Source organism: Nostoc sp. CCY0012, assembly GCF_963920855.1.
In the GTDB taxonomy this organism is placed as follows: domain Bacteria; phylum Cyanobacteriota; class Cyanobacteriia; order Cyanobacteriales; family Nostocaceae; genus Cyanocohniella.
This window is the reverse complement of the sequence record NZ_CAWUDM010000044.1, coordinates 1-14821: the sequence shown is the minus strand read 5'-3', so window position 1 is coordinate 14821 and position 14821 is coordinate 1. Positions and strand designations below refer to the sequence as shown.

Annotated in this window: 18 protein-coding genes; 10 read left to right on the top strand and 8 right to left on the bottom strand. The window is 40.2% G+C overall.

Going from position 1 to position 14821, the window contains the following annotated elements; translation table 11 throughout:
* Window positions 1–35: 35 nt before the first annotated feature.
* From ACM0OS_RS14555 to ACM0OS_RS14540, 4 genes are read right to left on the bottom strand one after another with little or no spacing between them, the layout of a single operon-like run.
* Window positions 36–851 carry a DUF928 domain-containing protein gene (locus ACM0OS_RS14555; RefSeq protein WP_414543902.1) on the bottom strand — a complete coding sequence of 272 codons (816 nt, stop codon included), beginning with the start codon at window positions 849–851 and terminating at the stop codon, window positions 36–38.
* Between the two features lie 10 nt (window positions 852–861).
* Complete coding sequence (locus tag ACM0OS_RS14550) at window positions 862–3204, bottom strand: CHASE2 domain-containing protein (protein WP_414543901.1); 2343 nt, start codon at window positions 3202–3204, stop codon at window positions 862–864.
* Between the two features lie 21 nt (window positions 3205–3225).
* Window positions 3226–4191: a DUF1822 family protein gene (locus ACM0OS_RS14545; RefSeq protein ID WP_414543900.1), complete on the bottom strand. Its 966-nt coding sequence runs from the start codon at window positions 4189–4191 to the stop codon at window positions 3226–3228.
* A 34-nt stretch (window positions 4192–4225) separates the two neighbouring features.
* Complete coding sequence (locus ACM0OS_RS14540; protein WP_414543899.1) at window positions 4226–4864, bottom strand: sigma-70 family RNA polymerase sigma factor; 639 nt, start codon at window positions 4862–4864, stop codon at window positions 4226–4228.
* Window positions 4865–5631: 767 nt separating this feature from the next.
* On the opposite strand from ACM0OS_RS14540, the gene ACM0OS_RS14535 reads away from it, so the two are divergent.
* Window positions 5632–6078, top strand: a complete 447-nt coding sequence (locus tag ACM0OS_RS14535; RefSeq protein ID WP_414543929.1) for a hypothetical protein — start codon at window positions 5632–5634, stop codon at window positions 6076–6078.
* Window positions 6079–6130: 52 nt separating this feature from the next.
* On the opposite strand, the gene ACM0OS_RS14530 is transcribed toward ACM0OS_RS14535, so the two are convergent.
* From ACM0OS_RS14530 to ACM0OS_RS14515, 4 genes are all read right to left on the bottom strand, one after another.
* Window positions 6131–7210, bottom strand: coding sequence for a hypothetical protein (locus ACM0OS_RS14530; protein ID WP_414543898.1), 1080 nt, complete (start codon window positions 7208–7210; stop codon window positions 6131–6133).
* A 16-nt stretch (window positions 7211–7226) separates the two neighbouring features.
* Complete coding sequence (locus tag ACM0OS_RS14525) at window positions 7227–8030, bottom strand: hypothetical protein (protein ID WP_414543897.1); 804 nt, start codon at window positions 8028–8030, stop codon at window positions 7227–7229.
* Window positions 8031–8134: 104 nt separating this feature from the next.
* Entirely contained in the window at window positions 8135–9025 is an 891-nt protein-coding gene (locus tag ACM0OS_RS14520; protein WP_414543896.1) for a hypothetical protein, read from the bottom strand.
* A 219-nt stretch (window positions 9026–9244) separates the two neighbouring features.
* Entirely contained in the window at window positions 9245–9502 is a 258-nt protein-coding gene (locus ACM0OS_RS14515) for a hypothetical protein (RefSeq protein WP_414543895.1), read from the bottom strand.
* 207 nt (window positions 9503–9709) lie between these two features.
* Here ACM0OS_RS14515 and ACM0OS_RS14510 point away from each other — a divergent pair, with 207 nt between their 5' ends.
* The 9 genes from ACM0OS_RS14510 to ACM0OS_RS14470 all read left to right on the top strand — a co-directional run bounded on the left by ACM0OS_RS14510 (window position 9710) and on the right by ACM0OS_RS14470 (window position 14563).
* Complete coding sequence (locus ACM0OS_RS14510) at window positions 9710–9892, top strand: hypothetical protein (protein WP_414543894.1); 183 nt, start codon at window positions 9710–9712, stop codon at window positions 9890–9892.
* Window positions 9893–10024: 132 nt separating this feature from the next.
* On the top strand, window positions 10025–10618 hold the full coding sequence (locus ACM0OS_RS14505) for a hypothetical protein (protein ID WP_414543893.1): 594 nt from the start codon (window positions 10025–10027) through the stop codon (window positions 10616–10618).
* A 317-nt stretch (window positions 10619–10935) separates the two neighbouring features.
* Entirely contained in the window at window positions 10936–11079 is a 144-nt protein-coding gene (locus ACM0OS_RS14500) for a hypothetical protein (protein WP_414543892.1), read from the top strand.
* 54 nt (window positions 11080–11133) lie between these two features.
* Entirely contained in the window at window positions 11134–12027 is an 894-nt protein-coding gene (locus ACM0OS_RS14495) for a hypothetical protein (RefSeq protein WP_414543891.1), read from the top strand.
* A 122-nt stretch (window positions 12028–12149) separates the two neighbouring features.
* Entirely contained in the window at window positions 12150–12500 is a 351-nt protein-coding gene (locus ACM0OS_RS14490; RefSeq protein ID WP_414543890.1) for a hypothetical protein, read from the top strand.
* A gap of 66 nt (window positions 12501–12566) precedes the next feature.
* Window positions 12567–12818: a hypothetical protein gene (locus ACM0OS_RS14485; protein WP_414543889.1), complete on the top strand. Its 252-nt coding sequence runs from the start codon at window positions 12567–12569 to the stop codon at window positions 12816–12818.
* A 91-nt stretch (window positions 12819–12909) separates the two neighbouring features.
* Entirely contained in the window at window positions 12910–13107 is a 198-nt protein-coding gene (locus ACM0OS_RS14480) for a hypothetical protein (RefSeq protein WP_414543888.1), read from the top strand.
* 48 nt (window positions 13108–13155) lie between these two features.
* Window positions 13156–13416: a hypothetical protein gene (locus ACM0OS_RS14475; RefSeq protein ID WP_414543887.1), complete on the top strand. Its 261-nt coding sequence runs from the start codon at window positions 13156–13158 to the stop codon at window positions 13414–13416.
* 157 nt (window positions 13417–13573) lie between these two features.
* A complete protein-coding gene (locus ACM0OS_RS14470; protein WP_414543886.1) occupies window positions 13574–14563 on the top strand; it encodes a DUF5895 domain-containing protein in 990 nt (329 codons plus the stop codon).
* Window positions 14564–14821 lie beyond the last annotated feature (258 nt).

The following is a 14821-nucleotide window of genomic DNA, read 5'->3' as shown; positions in this document are numbered from 1 at the left end:
ACCTCTCAATCAATAACTCCACTGTCTGATTAATCTTATTTATCCAGGTTGTAATGCTCTACAATCGGCTCTTGAGCCAGGTCTTGCAAACCAACTGCATTTAATAAGTCAACCCAATCTTGATTAATAGTTGCATCCTGCGGATTGGCACGGCGCAATTGACCTAAATGAGTAAGCCCATCGTGCCAAATATTATTAGTACTGTAAGTAAGATACTCTCTAGATTCTGCTGTCTGTGATTCACTGTCAAGTATGCCAGGTAACATTTGTTTTTGTACAAATCCATCTACAAAAACATGGTCGGATGTTGTTTGGCGATCGCCACAATAAATTTCAAAGTACCAGTGATATTCTTGATTTGTTTTTAAGGCATATTGCGGTTGTGATGGTGTAGTTATACTGATGATCCCCGGTTTTCCAGACAGGGTAAGAGAACTTCGATAGACATTATCCACATATCTACCATTCTCTGATAAATGTAATACGAAGTCTGCGGAACGTGCGGTTTCAGGCAATTCAGGAACATAAAACCAAAAAGTAGGATGTTCTGCAACTGTTGTTGCTAAGTACGATTTTCCTTGTTCACCTGGTACTAAAGCAGTCAGACCTGTGAGGGAGCTAGGACAATCAGGATTACGTCCTGCACCTCCTCTGCGGCGACCTGTAGGTGCGCCATTTGGTGGGAATTTTAGTTTGGCAAAAAATTGAGATTTGGGTTTACTAACAATGTTTTGGTCAGAATGAGAAAGTTGTGCAAGCACTGATTGAGAGTAATTTGTCATACTCACAAGTAATAGAGATACAATGCCAGCATATTGAATGAGTTGGATAAACAGTTTTTGTCTATTCATAGTTAAACATTTAATTACTTGTTGTTGTCATACAAGAACGTTTCAACCAAAAGATTACTGCTACTTGAGCAAGTAATAATGCCAATGCTGAGGGGATGAATGGTACCCATCCAGCGAGGAGAAAAATACCAAAACATATTCCAAATAATGTTAAAAGTGTGACTGCAACTATGAATCCCAGGTGTAAGGGGTTTGAAAAGTACCAAGCAGTAATTCCTCCGAGCAATGACCATCCCCAGATCCAAAGTGCTTCTACCCATCCAGACCACCACCAAAATAAAGGTCTTTGATCTAAAACTGCGCTGAGGATTTGACTTAACATATGTGCTTGTACAAAGACTCCTGGTATTGTTCTTTGTTTAGGTTTTGCAGTGGTACTAAATGGTGTTTTCCAAAAATCATTGGTAGAAAGTCCAATAATTACAATCCGGTCTTGGAGTCGTTGAATTGATTCAAATGAGATTTTTTCATCTAATACATCTCTCAAATTAATTTGCTCGGCAATTTTATCAGCAGCAGTTAAAGAACGATAATTTAATAAGACTTGATAACCATCTGCATCCAATTGTTGATAACCACTTGTGTGTGGGTTTAATTTTTTAAATACAACATCACCAATTTGTAAATCATCCTCTGTTGTAAAATGTGGTATTATGTTTTCTTGCTCTAAATAATGTCGTGCTAGTTGTAGACTAAATGCGAGTTCAGCGTTACATAAAGATTTTGCAGGAGGAGTTAAATTTAAAATTTGGCGACGAGCAATATCTTCATCATCTGCAACAAAATCACTAAAACTCAAGCGTTGTTCGGTAACTCCAGGCGGTGGGGGAATGCCAACACTATCGTCATCTTCATCTGTAGTAGCTACTTTGCAGACAAAAAATAGATTTTCATCTGTTTGAAACCGAGTAGCCAAATCGGGATAATTAGGATCAAAACTACCATCGCGGTATATGTCTAAACCGATAGTCCGGGGTTGAAATTTGTTTAATTTTTCTAATAGTTGCAAGAGTGCTTGATCTGATAATGATCCTCGCATTTGCATTCCTTGATTGATTTGATATTGAATATCTGCTTCATCAATGGTGACAATCAAAATCCGGTCATCTGGTCTTTCGGTGATAATTTGCGATCGCATTTGCATAAAGCGGTCGAAAGCGTGTAATTCTGAACTTTGAAAATAACCCCCATATCTGACTCCCATAATTAAACTTGTGACCAATAAGCTGCTCAACAATATTGCTAAAAAACTCTGATGAAGGGGCTTATTTCGCTGCACCTGCCAAGTCATTGGCACTACCGCAGGATGTTCGATAATTACTGGCAACCACGTTGCACTAGGATATTCTTTTTCTATTCCTTTGAGTCTTTGTCTCGCAATGCGAACCGCAGTATATATAGATTGTCCTGATGAAAAAACTTCTAGAAAATGCTTTAAAAATTTTTGCGCTACCAAGTCCGGGACTGGCTCTCGCATGACAATAATTTGCGGAATCTGTAAGTCTTGTAGATCTCGCGCTAATCCTAAGCCATCACAGGAATTGAAAATTGCTAATTGTAATCCCTTGGCAACAGCATTTATCAGAGCATATTTGAGTTCATTAATTGTTAATTTATCTGTTTTATTAATATAAATACAACTAGTCTCATCCTCACTTTTGCTATGACCTGCAAAAAATAAAATATGCCAAGGTTGTTTCCACAATTTGTCGTTGATTTCTGAATATTGAGGTTCTACTAAAAAAGTTGTAGCAGTACCGGGTATTTTTTCTAGTATCTGACGATCTTGCTCTACATCAATACCTTCACTATCGCCTAAAATTGCTAATATTCTAATTTTATTTTTAGAGGTAGATATTTGTGGTGTAGCTATAACTGGTTCTGAATCTGGAATGCTGAGAGTAACTTCAGCTTTGAGATAATCTTGATCTATTAAATCCCACAAATGCCAAGGAAGTTTTTTAAGTTGTAAACAATGAGTGCGAATCAAAACTCGAACTTCATCATCAGGCATGAGGTATTTCAACCACTTTTCTCTTACGGGACGAAAAGACTCTGAAAGTAACCAATTATTTAAAAGCGATCGCACTTCACGAGCTTTTTTGTCACACTCCTGACTGCGTTGGGAAATAGAACCATCGTAAATAATTTTTTTGGCTTTGATGCGGGTAAATTTCCACAAACTACGATATTTTAGCTGCCATTGGTCAATTGCTGCTGCCATATCGAGATTTGAGGGCAGTTTGCCAGTAATTTCTGTGAGCGGACGTTTGCCTTCTTCTCCAATTTCTAGCGTCACCTGCACCCCTAAGTGCAAATCACCATCTAGCTTTAGCACAACTAATTTTCTCATTAGCAGCAGCCCTGGCTATTATTAATAAATGACAAAATTTTCTATAATACTCATATCTCCCAAAGCAAGTTTAACACTAAAACGTTCTCCGACATCACAACTAAACTCTAATTGAATATTTTTATTATTGCTTCTAGTTTGGGCTTCCATTACAGATAATCCCTCAGAATCCAACACTATTAAATGAAGATTCGGTGGCAGATAATCTTCTCCAATTGTTGGGTGTACTTCGACGATAATATCCATTTCTTGCTCGTTGTCTGGAGGCAGGGTAACGACTAAAACCACTGTTCTGTCTTGCAAAATTTTTCCGAAATCAATCAGTTTACCCCTACTAATAAAAGCGCTATTAGCACTTCTTAGACTCCAAGCTGGTTGAAAATTTTGAGTGCCTAAAAGAGTTTCAACTTCTTGCCAACCATTTTCATAAATTTCCTCTAGCCAGTGCTTTAAGTTGACTAAATTATCATGGAAATTCCCAGATTTTTCAGATGCTTCATGAATCTTAGACTGAGAAAGTTCTGCTAAGTATTCTAATAAGTTATCTAAAGGTTGCAATTGGTTAAGTGGTAATAAGTCTGTTTGTACTTGCTTGACAAATCCTAGTAACTTTGCTTTTCTATAGGATTTGTGAATCTGGACAACTACATAACCAATGCGGTTTGATTGTACTTCAGGTGGCACATAAACAAATTGTGCATCTTCCAATACTGGGCGACATTCTAACAAGCCTAAGTTTTTGAGCGACAAATCAGCAACATCCATTAATGCTTGTTGTATCACATGATGACTGTCGCTTTTAGGCCAGTCTGTTTCAAATCCCATACAACGTAAATAATAATTTACGAAAGCTATAGACAAAGTATTCAGGTAAATTTGTTCACCTTTTTGTTGTGTAGCTTGTTGTCTTCTTAATTCTTCTGCCCGATGTCGTCCATCTACAGGTATGGTAGAAGAAAATGTCAAAACTTCTATATTTTTGTTCATGTTATTTTTCTAGCCGATTAAATAATTTTTAACATTAATTATCTAAATATTCTTGAAATTTATCAGCGAATTTTTTCAAACTACGTTGGTAAAAAACATGGAGAGATGTAAGACCAATCCCCCATTCTGCTGAAATATCCTTCCAAGCAATTCCTGAACATCTTCTTTGAGCGATAGCTTGAAAATTAGCTTCCGGATGACCTCTAATATGTTCCTTACGAAAAATTATTTCTGGATCAGATTCTATATATTCTCTGATTTGTTCAAATAAAGAAATAGGTTCAGATGATGGGATATTTTCCCATTGAGAATTATCAAGATTTATTTCATTCTCTTTGCCGATAATTTTGGGTATAGCTTCCGGGAAAAACCGTTTAGTTAATAACATATTTACCCAAGCAATTACTTCACCGCGTTCTGGGTCATATTTATGAATATTCTTATCTTGACAAAGGTAAAAAAACAAATTCTGTACTGCTTCGTCATAGATATCTTCATAAATTAGATGAAACTGACCTTTATAAGGACGAGCAAGCTTTCCTGACTGCCAAATGGCATTTATCAGACGTGTTAATTCTATTTGCTTTTCTTTACTGAAGTATGTGTATTGCTGGGCTGCGATCGCTAATTCTTTAAGTTTTGCATCTAATTGTTTCCTCCCGTCATTAGTCATACAAGACCTCTAATCAGAACCCACCAAGTTGCGAATATATATATATCTCATGTGTTGCTCGCAACTTTTACACAAACCAGCTTCAATTGTTACAAAACTTTTTATTTCTTGAACTGCATTAGGTCAATGTGAAGTTCTTTCCCGTTAACCTTCAGTATGATGGGCAGATATTTGAGGCATTTAGTTGAGTCAGATTATAAATTGACAGCAACTAACAGTGGTGCTTCAGCCATCGCTACTTATCCAACACCCCATCCACACAAGCAACCCCCCACTGCGGAAACTTCGCTCTTCTGCTTCCTGATGACAATTTGTAAAGCAGGGTCATTATTCCAGCATTCGGTCAGAAATTGAACCTTGGATTTTCCTTCAATACCTCCGTCGGCTTAAGTTTCTGCATCCGTCCTTCCTGGTCGAGCCTTCGACCGTGTGTGCAGCGATCGCACTTTGCTGACCAAACCCCGCACTTGCTAAAATCTAATCAATTAAACAATACCTTTGCCAATTTACGAGGGTGAGATAATGATACTTTAACCATTAACTCCCATTTCTTTGAGGGTTGGCAAAAACAATCAGTCCTAAAAATTACTTTAAGGTTTCCCACAATTGTTTTTTAACGTATTGACGGCAGGATAAGGGTTTGGGATGATAAACTACCTTTTCATCAAAACGCTTATGTATGCTTAATTTTGCCACTTTTGCCAAAATTCATCTAGGCTCTTATTTTGGCAAAGGTATTAATTAAAACTGCCAACTTTTTAGCAGGTATGTCAAGTTTTTGGTTCTGGGAAAAAGACTCAGTTGAATACGAGATATTCAAAAAATACGAACGAGCGTTAGTGACCATTGGAGTGAACTTTTCACTTGAAGAAGTTAAAAACACTTTAAAAGGCTGCACCTACGGTTTAGAGGATGCCTTCAGAAGCACAATTGATTACGTGCTGTGGTTGCAAAAGAACGAAAAGCAATATTTCCCGAACGCAATTTTGGTCAGTGCATTACGAGAGCAATGGAAACCAAAAGCATGGAAAGATGAGTACCTAGAACTGCCCATGTTGGAGTCACCGGGACAAAAGTGGTGGAATGCGGCAGCTAAAATGTGGGGTTACGATGTCCGTAACCAAACTGTTGCTGATTTTTTTTATGATGAAGGCACAGAATTTATCCAATTCACCAACGGCAAAGAAATCACGGTAGAGATAGCATGGCGATGAGGATAGGAACGAGTGCTGGAATATATCAGTAGGTAAGCTGAAATAGATAAAATTACTCGTTTTTTGGATATTTCTTCATCATTTCCTGCAACGCCACCGCCTCACCATCCGGCGTGTACACAACCTCACCTGACATAGCAATCACAATTCGCTTCTGCCTTGCCCACTCGAACCAATCTTTCATAGCAGATTTGACCTGTGCTGACTCCGGTTTCCTGCCCTCTTTACAAGCAGCCACAAACACAGCCTCTGGTGATTTGATCCCTTTCCAAGTTCGTAAAGCCTCCTTGAGATAGGCAATAGCACCCGGCACATTTTCCCAGCATCGTTTAATTGTGCGTTGAATTTCTGAGTTAAGCCGAAACTGCGGGGTACAGGGAATTTCTCTCAGTTGCTGTAATACCAACTGTACTTCTTGTTGGCTGGGCTGAACTGATTTTTCTTGTGGCTCAACGTAATCATCATCACCAGAGTCTTCATCCTGAAAATTTGACGCCACCTCGGCGGCGGAAGAATGGCCCTCACGAATATCTGTCTTACTAGTTGAGTTAACCCGTTCTGGTTCATCAACGTAGTGAGTAGTCTGGGGTAACTCTGATTCTGCGGTTTGACAAATCACTTCCTGGTCACATTCCAAAATTTTGGCTTCCAGTTTCCCACTTTTAGAAGGCTCAACAGCAGAGTGTTGTTGTGAAGCGAACTCTTGAGAAGGGAACTCTTTGATATGATCTGTCGCCTGTGAGCAGATCGACGTGTCCGAAATGCTCACATCGATTTGCTGATTTTGACAAATGCGATTCCATAGGGCTTCTACATTCTCAACGTTAATGGTGAACCAGTTAGCCTGATACCATGTTTTTTGACTGTGACGACACACATCAATCAATTTGAAATTATCCCTCAAATTGGCGATCGCTCGTCTAATTGTAGAGGGCTTGAGAAATGGTAGAGTTTCACCCCAATCCTTGAGTGTTTTCCAAAACCAACGTCTACCATCACGCTTGATGTGCTTGGAAATTTGGCAAAAATAGTGAATCTGTTGGAGTATTACCGCTTCTTCTAAACCAATCTCTGCGGCCAACAGGGGAGGAACTAATAGAGGGGATTCAGGGGTAATTAATTTACTAGTCATATTTTTTACTCAATGTCTAAAACGGCATATTTTCTTGGTCTTTTTGAGGCGCTTGTGACCAAAATTTTCTGAGAACTTGGAGTTTTGTTGCTTGAAGTTGTTGTTTCTCCTGGGGCGATACTTCACCGACCAATTGCTTTACTTCATCGAGGTGCTTTTGCGTTATTTGTTCGGTGGTGGCAGCAGGTAAAGCCAAGGGTTCATTTTTTGTAGATGGTCGGAAGTTGCGGCGACGGAACAAAAACCGGAAATGGCGTTTGTCTTGCGGAGGAAGCGATCGCCAAACTTCGATATCCCAGCCAGGGGGTATAAAGTCAGATGATGGGGGCAGCAGGGTTTGGACTTGGGCTTGTAATTCAGCGATAGTTGCCTGCATGGCAGGGATAGCCTCAAGTGAGGCTATCTGTTCTGGACTCAGAGTTTGCGGTGAGTAACCAGTCTGCGACCAGATGAAAACCCTCAGCCCTGCCCTGGCAACCATGCGGTAATTCTCAACAGCTATCGCTTTACCTTTATACTTACGGGCATCAACAGCGTAATATTCCAGCACTGCATGGCAAAGTTCGTCAATTACGTACAAGCTTCCGTGAGCGTCATTCGTTATGAGTCTCCAGTCTTTGCCAGCATTAGATTTCAGCGATTCTGGTAAGTCGTTCGTTATGGGGTCACAATCACGAATCTTGTTTAGCAATTGGGTGATTGCGGGTTGGTCTACACCGCAGAAATTAGCTAAAGCTGTGACGGTCATCCCGCTTACGCCATCGTTGCTGCGGGTACAAAATCCTAACTCGTCCTGAATTTGAAAGGTTATCGCATCCATAAAGATTTCTCCAATTTTTGACGCATGAAAATTTCTCCCAGCAATCGCGCTAGGTTTGTTATGTGTAAATTTCTCCTGGTTAGGTCTAAAAAATCACAAGACGATTACAGCAATCGCAACTCATCTTTGAAGTAACGGTCAGTCTTTTTGGGTTTTTCTTTCCAATGATCCCAAGCCACCCAGACAGCATCTCCCAAATCTTCAATGACTTCGCCTTTGGCTTTATATAACGCACAGTAGACATCAGCATGGGCAATAATACAACCCAGCCTAATCAATTCGCAATTAGAAGAACCGGACTCGGCAGGGGTTTCTTGAAGAACCGATGGTTCCGTAATTTGGGAGGATTCAGCTTTCTCCAAAGCAATGATTAAATCCGCTTCTTGTGGGGTTAACTCAGCCAGATAATCTTGCTTGATAACCTCATATTCCTGGGCCACACTCAAATAATCCCACCAGCTACACCCAGGCTTAGACAACACAGCCCGAATATCGCTAACCGCTTGGGGTAGTAGTTGCAATTGTTCAGCACGAAATGCAATCGCCTGGGGTGTCGGTTCACTTCCCAGAATTATTGCCGCAGCTTCCAGTGCTTGGGTATTATTCATGGCACTGGCAAGATTCCTCAAAGCCATGCCCATCAGCCTGAGACATTCTTGGGGGTTCTCTTTGGGTGGTTCCTGTGCCAGAGATCGCAAATCAATGGTTTTCTCTAACGAGCGCTTGACTTCCTTGTTTAATGCCTTGGTGGCCTGTTTGTTAAAGGTATTGCCCCACTGTTGGCTAGGATGTTCCTGTACAGCGTGTTCTAATTCTTGGATACGCTGCTTGAGTTGTTGGTTCTCAAACTCCAACTGTCTGAGGGCTTCCATTACATCGTCTTCAGGGTTACGAGGGTTTGAGGGATCACGCCAGTCATAGTTAATAGTTTCACCAGACGGTTTTGGCTCTATTGGAGGTATTTTGTCCTGATTGGACTCGTTTGTTTCACTCATGCAACCCGTATTATCTAGAACTAGCAGAAGGTAGAAAAATTTATTTGTTTATCCGCCTTCTGCTTTTTGTTGTAGAATCTAGTGTAATGCATAAGCGACGCATTGCGTTACTAGCAGGCAATAAAATTTAACCCGCCTCGTCGTTTGACGGAGGCGGGCTTTCTTTCATAATTTGAAGGATGCGATTGCGTTGCAGCCTGAGAGATTTGTTCTCCTCTCTCAGGCTGCTGATTTTTTTGCCATTTCTTGCTGCTGCTTTTCTAGTAGCTCCAATCGCTGTCCTTGTACTGAAAGCATTTCATAGAGCTTCTCCAAATTTATTTTTTCCGTCACTTGATTTTCATAGTGCTTAACAAAATTTTCAACTAGTTCGTTGAGCAATTGTGACGGTCTAAGCCCTCTGCTTTTAGCTATCTTTTCTAACTCTTCTTTTATTTCGCTGCTAGTGCGAAAGTTGATCTGTGTGTCTAGCTTCATCGTTCTCCAGTACTTTGCGTTGCAATCCTTTTTCTGAATTATATTCTTCTCTTTATTAAAAAGGAAATTTCGCGTTGCAACTATTGACTATGCGACGCAAATGCATTACATTATATGCATGATTTGAAAAAAGCTTATCGCCTTTTAACCACGGGGTAATCCTAAACCCCACAGAACCTTGACAGCATAATCCAGAGTGACCGCTTGATGAGTAACCGAGGCACTGGCGCAACCAGAGAAGGCGATGGGTACACAGCCGGGAAATGGATTAGCACTGAATCAGAATTACCAACAAGACAACAAGACGACTGGCATCTGAAGCTGTGTCTGTCGCCTGGCTATTGTGCCTCTTGTTTGGTAATGCTCAAATGCCACTGGCTTGAGCAATAAATACGGCTACGCCAAATTAGAGTGAGATGCGTTGTGGCATACCACAACGTTATTTGCACCAAAAACAAAGGCGATCGCCTGACCTGAGAAATCTGCGATCGCCTTTTAACCTTTATTCAAGGAACATTCATTATGACTTATGTAACCGATACACAGCAAGCACTTTTCGGTTCTTTCGTTGACGAACAGACTGTAGCGCAAGCCGAACTGGATACTCACATTGAAGCCCAGGCGCAAACTATAGCACCGATTGCCCCAGTCAAAGACCCGTTGACCGACCGAGATCGCACCATCATTGCAACCATAGTCAACCAGTCCGATTATCCCCACGATTGCCAGCCGCAGGATGTAGTCACCATCTGGATTAACCCTGACAATATCGTGTGGGTGAAGATGACCCACGGTTTTGCTCGTTTCAACAAAGAACCGTTTAAAGCAGCAGTAGCGGAAATCAAAGCAACCTTACCGGAAACGCCACGAGAACGTAATGAACGATTAAGCGCAGAACTTGAAGAAGCTTGCACCAAGTTTGGTCTATGGCACGGGCAGGTTGATTGGTTGTCATTCAGCACGAAAGTCTTTCGAGGCAATCATTTGGTTGGCTTCGTTGGATGCAATGACGAAGGCTGGTACGGCAGGCGTTATCAATACAGCCCGAATCAGAAAGCTGACAGTGCGGAAACTGCGATAACTTCGTTGGGAGTGAGGGTGGCAGTAGCGGCGTAGTTTTATACAGAAAAAGGCGAGTGGATAGCTGTAAGTGCGCTCGCCATCCAATTGGTAGTAGAGCTTTAATCGTGTCACAAGTAATAATGTCTACCCTCTCCCTTTCAGTAGAACAGTCTGAAGAATCCCAGCCACCAGAAACACTCACAGTTTAAAATTTTAATAGTGGGTAAATCAAAATCACCAAGGAAAAAATGACAGACGATTCTAGATTCGATGACGTTTATCTACGCCTAAACGAACTAACACAGGACGTAGCCACCCTTAAAATACAGGCAGGAACGATTGGAACGTCACAAACCGCTATTGCTAGGACAATGACCCTTGCTACCGGTTTAGCTTCGGATATGCGAGAAGTCAAAGCAGATATTAGAGAAATGAAAGCTGACATTCGGAATTTAAATGCAGGAATGGAAGAATTATTGAGGTTATTGCGTCATGTTAATAGTTCTGAAACATAGTTTAAAGGTTCAGCAAATTGTTTTCAATGGTGTCAATTAGATTGGCCGCAAGGGATGACTCAAAAATTTTATAGTCAGTTTGTTGAACATTATCTCGAAAGCTTGCTTTCACTATTAGGGCGTGTAGAAGTTAGTGGTTTAGTAACCGATGAGGAACGGCGAGGAACTGTTCTGTTATTGCCAAAGGAAATAACTCAAACTGAAAAACAGGAACTTGGATTACTGGCGAAGGTTGCTCAAAGTGATTGTTCAATAGAAGTTTATTGTGAGCAAATTAGTGAAACAGAAGTCCGGAATTGCCTTCGTAAACTTTTAAGTGTCTTTTCAACTTTGAATTGTCGGACAGAAGCAGAAGGTAAAATATTAGATGATAACGATTTACCTTATTTGTGGATTGTAGTACCATTAGCTTCACAAGACTTACTCAACAGTTTTGGCGCACAATTAGAGCTAGAAAAATGGACTGTTGGAGTATACTTTCTGCCCAATGTTTTTAGGCTTGCCATAGTAGTAGTTAATGAGCTACCAGTTACAACAGAGACATTATGGCTAAGAATTTTGGGTAGAGGAGAAACGCAACGCCAAGCTGTTTCTGAATTGCTGGCACTCTCACTAAGCAATCAACTAAGGCAAAACACTCTCAGACTGATTACCAGTTGGTGTGTTGTCTTAATTCAACAGGAAGACAATTTAACAGAGGATGAGCGGGAGTTAATCATGAATTTGTCGCAAGCCTATCAGCAATGGGAAGATACCACTAAGCAACAGGCAAGATTAGAAGGACAACGCCAAGTTGTAGAAAATTTGCTCAGATTCAGATTTGGAGAAGTAGACGACGAACTATCAACAACTTTCGATAGTTTACTACAGTTATCACCGGAAGAATTTACGCCTTTGTGTTTGCAGTTATCACGCGAAGAACTACTGGCGAGATTTGTGACCGAATAGAAATATTCCTCAACCACACCACATCATAATTACAAGCGGTTTGTTAATAGCAGACCGCTTATTTTTGTTTTCTGAATAAATAATGCTACGCAAAGTTCTGGTGAGTAATAGAGAATCAAACCATGCTAACTGGAAACGAAAAAGCCAATTTGATTTGGCGGGAAGGCAATGGCATTTGTTGGGAGACAGTTTCTTTGCAAGAGATTGAGTTCAATCAATTAGAAGCAATAGCTCAATACAAACAAGTTTCATTTGATTCAGATGAAGTTTGGTTCGACCGAAACTTAAACTTGTGCATTGGCGAACCAGATACTGACTACTACGCTAATTATGCGGATGAATTGCTGATGCTAATTAGAATGGGTTTTGTTGCCGATGTTCTGTTTAAGCAGGGGAAACCTCGGCAAGAAGTAGTTACTTATTTAACCCAGATTCAAGGTCAATTAAAATGCAAGCCATTCAGCTTAGTTTAGACATTGAAATTGAATAAAAAAGTTGTCAGTATGACTTTGACTGGAATTGAAAATATTTAGGAGTGAATGATGGAACTAAAAGATGATGTTTACTACAGTGATAATTTGCAAGAATGTATAGACAAATATATTTGGCTAGACCAAAACGGGATAAACGATAATTGTTGTTATACTGGCGATCGCACTAGTTTGAAAGCGGATTTAGAAGTGCTGGGGTATTACATTGAAGATATCATCGGCATATATGAAGATGTCGGTCGAGTGTATCATATTTACAACGAGGATGGTTGCGTTGACTTGATAATACCTTTTGAATAAACCAGCTAACTCCCCAACTACATCACATCATAATCACAAGCGGTTTGTTAACAGCAGACCGCTTATTTTTGTTACAAATTAGGTGAACCTAATGGCTAGAAAACAAAAGAATTGCTCTGAATTAACAGCAGATAGTCTACTGCATTCGCTTCGGGTAAGCGGTGGTTCTGCTCCTTTGCACAGCCTCAAATTCTCTAGAACAGTTATTCAATCTTTGGTAGACCGTGGACTGGTAAAAGTTCAGAATACAGGATGCGGATTTTTACTAGAAATTATTGAAATTAATTGAATAAATCAAGCTACGCTAAACCTTTGTAAAAATTTAGAAATTGCTAAAATGGAAATCAAAACCATCTCTGTAACGTATCACAGGAAATTCAACTTGGGTGATTACGAATCATTGGAATTAGGTTGTTCATTGTGGGCGCAAATAGATCCAGAAGAAGATGCAGAAGGGGCGACTCAATTCTTATATATGCAGGCTAAAGCTTCAGTTAAAGAAGCCGCAATGCCTTTAATTAAAACATCTGCATATCAGATGAATAAATACAAGCAAACTGCAAAGCAGAATACTAAAGATGATTTGGAGAATTTCTAATGCCAACATCAGCATAAGAACTCAGCACCCAGGAGTCAGGAGCCAGAAATATCAGGATTGAGGAATATTCTGATTCCTGGATTCTGACTCCTGAATCCTTACTAAAAAGCTACGCTAAATTATCAGGAAATTAAACTTAATTGATGAGGCAGCTACTATGACAGCTTTAACATTTGATTTTGATTCTACGGAACACAAAGCCTACGATAAAACTCCGGCAGCCAAAAGTATTTCTTCACCTGCTGGCATCTGGATTGCTTCTGAGAATCAACAATTAGCCGGATGGTATGAAGGCAAAGAATTAGAAGGTGGGAAAGAGTACAAAGTCCTAACCAACAAGTTAGATGAGAACGATGAGAAAATAGGTATTCCTGGGGTAATTTATCGCCAACCGAGAATGCTTGTTATTGGCAGATCCCCTCTGATGTATGGCATCGACAGAAAGGTGATTGGTGTTTGGCGAAAAGATGAGGGTTTAGACAAAAACTCTTACAAATTCGCAAGACGCTACATGGTAATTTTTGTTGATGCCCAAAATCAACCGCTTCATATTGCTCCTGTACAAATAACAGCTTGGGGAATATTCCAAGTCTCGTTTGACCAGCAGCTAATGGCATTCCGCGAGACTTGCGAACAAGTTTATGCCGATTTCCAACGCAAACCCTACGAAGCTAAAACATTGCTTTGGCATTCTATGTGGGTCTTTTGCCCAGAACTTAAAACAGAAAAGCGTAAAAGCAAGGACGGGCAAGAATCAAATACTTGTGTTTGCGTAGGATTTGAAAAGCCAACAGTTCCAAATTGGGAAGATTATTGCATCGGCAAACAAGCTCATGCTCAAGATATCGCCGTTTTACATGATTCCATTACTGAATGGTGGAGAAAAGGACTCAAAACCAGCAGTTCAATGAAAAATGTTGAAACTTGCAATCGTGATAGCCTCATGATGCAATCGCAGAAATTGATTGAAGCTTTGGGATGGAATCAGGAAAAGGGCAAGCAATACCTGATGGAAAATTACGGTAAAAGGGGAAGGCAACAGTTGACTGATGCAGAGTTTGTAGACTTTGTTAGAAAGCTAAAGCTACAGGGTATGCAATCAAACCTTGATGATGAAGTTGATGAATGGGAGGATATACCGTATTAAGCTAATTAACTGAATTTATCAACTCATTTTAGAAAGGCAGTTCATGTTGTCTTTCTTTTTTCAATTGCCCAATACTTACAAGTGAGAAAAAATTTCTGATGAAACTACTAATACTCGACACCGAAACCGCAGACAACGAAAATACGCCCTGTGAAATCTCCGCCACGCTCTACCAAGTTGGATATTATTCGGGAGCGATGGCCACCCTAACTATCTAATTGGTATTGAAGAGGTTAAGAATCAAGCACAGAGAGAAGT

Excerpts from the sequence above, each read along its gene's own strand:
- ACM0OS_RS14555 (WP_414543902.1), bottom strand. The coding sequence starts at position 851 with ATGAATAGACAAAAACTGTTTATCCAACTCATTCAATATGCTGGCATT.
- ACM0OS_RS14550 (WP_414543901.1), bottom strand. The coding sequence starts at position 3,204 with ATGAGAAAATTAGTTGTGCTAAAGCTAGATGGTGATTTGCACTTAGGG.
- ACM0OS_RS14545 (WP_414543900.1), bottom strand. The coding sequence starts at position 4,191 with ATGAACAAAAATATAGAAGTTTTGACATTTTCTTCTACCATACCTGTA.
- ACM0OS_RS14540 (WP_414543899.1), bottom strand. The coding sequence starts at position 4,864 with ATGACTAATGACGGGAGGAAACAATTAGATGCAAAACTTAAAGAATTA.
- ACM0OS_RS14535 (WP_414543929.1), top strand. The coding sequence starts at position 5,632 with ATGTCAAGTTTTTGGTTCTGGGAAAAAGACTCAGTTGAATACGAGATA.
- ACM0OS_RS14530 (WP_414543898.1), bottom strand. The coding sequence starts at position 7,210 with ATGACTAGTAAATTAATTACCCCTGAATCCCCTCTATTAGTTCCTCCC.
- ACM0OS_RS14525 (WP_414543897.1), bottom strand. The coding sequence starts at position 8,030 with ATGGATGCGATAACCTTTCAAATTCAGGACGAGTTAGGATTTTGTACC.
- ACM0OS_RS14520 (WP_414543896.1), bottom strand. The coding sequence starts at position 9,025 with ATGAGTGAAACAAACGAGTCCAATCAGGACAAAATACCTCCAATAGAG.
- ACM0OS_RS14515 (WP_414543895.1), bottom strand. The coding sequence starts at position 9,502 with ATGAAGCTAGACACACAGATCAACTTTCGCACTAGCAGCGAAATAAAA.
- ACM0OS_RS14510 (WP_414543894.1), top strand. The coding sequence starts at position 9,710 with ATGAGTAACCGAGGCACTGGCGCAACCAGAGAAGGCGATGGGTACACA.
- ACM0OS_RS14505 (WP_414543893.1), top strand. The coding sequence starts at position 10,025 with ATGACTTATGTAACCGATACACAGCAAGCACTTTTCGGTTCTTTCGTT.
- ACM0OS_RS14500 (WP_414543892.1), top strand. The coding sequence starts at position 10,936 with ATGACCCTTGCTACCGGTTTAGCTTCGGATATGCGAGAAGTCAAAGCA.
- ACM0OS_RS14495 (WP_414543891.1), top strand. The coding sequence starts at position 11,134 with ATGACTCAAAAATTTTATAGTCAGTTTGTTGAACATTATCTCGAAAGC.
- ACM0OS_RS14490 (WP_414543890.1), top strand. The coding sequence starts at position 12,150 with ATGCTAACTGGAAACGAAAAAGCCAATTTGATTTGGCGGGAAGGCAAT.
- ACM0OS_RS14485 (WP_414543889.1), top strand. The coding sequence starts at position 12,567 with ATGATGGAACTAAAAGATGATGTTTACTACAGTGATAATTTGCAAGAA.
- ACM0OS_RS14480 (WP_414543888.1), top strand. The coding sequence starts at position 12,910 with ATGGCTAGAAAACAAAAGAATTGCTCTGAATTAACAGCAGATAGTCTA.
- ACM0OS_RS14475 (WP_414543887.1), top strand. The coding sequence starts at position 13,156 with ATGGAAATCAAAACCATCTCTGTAACGTATCACAGGAAATTCAACTTG.
- ACM0OS_RS14470 (WP_414543886.1), top strand. The coding sequence starts at position 13,574 with ATGACAGCTTTAACATTTGATTTTGATTCTACGGAACACAAAGCCTAC.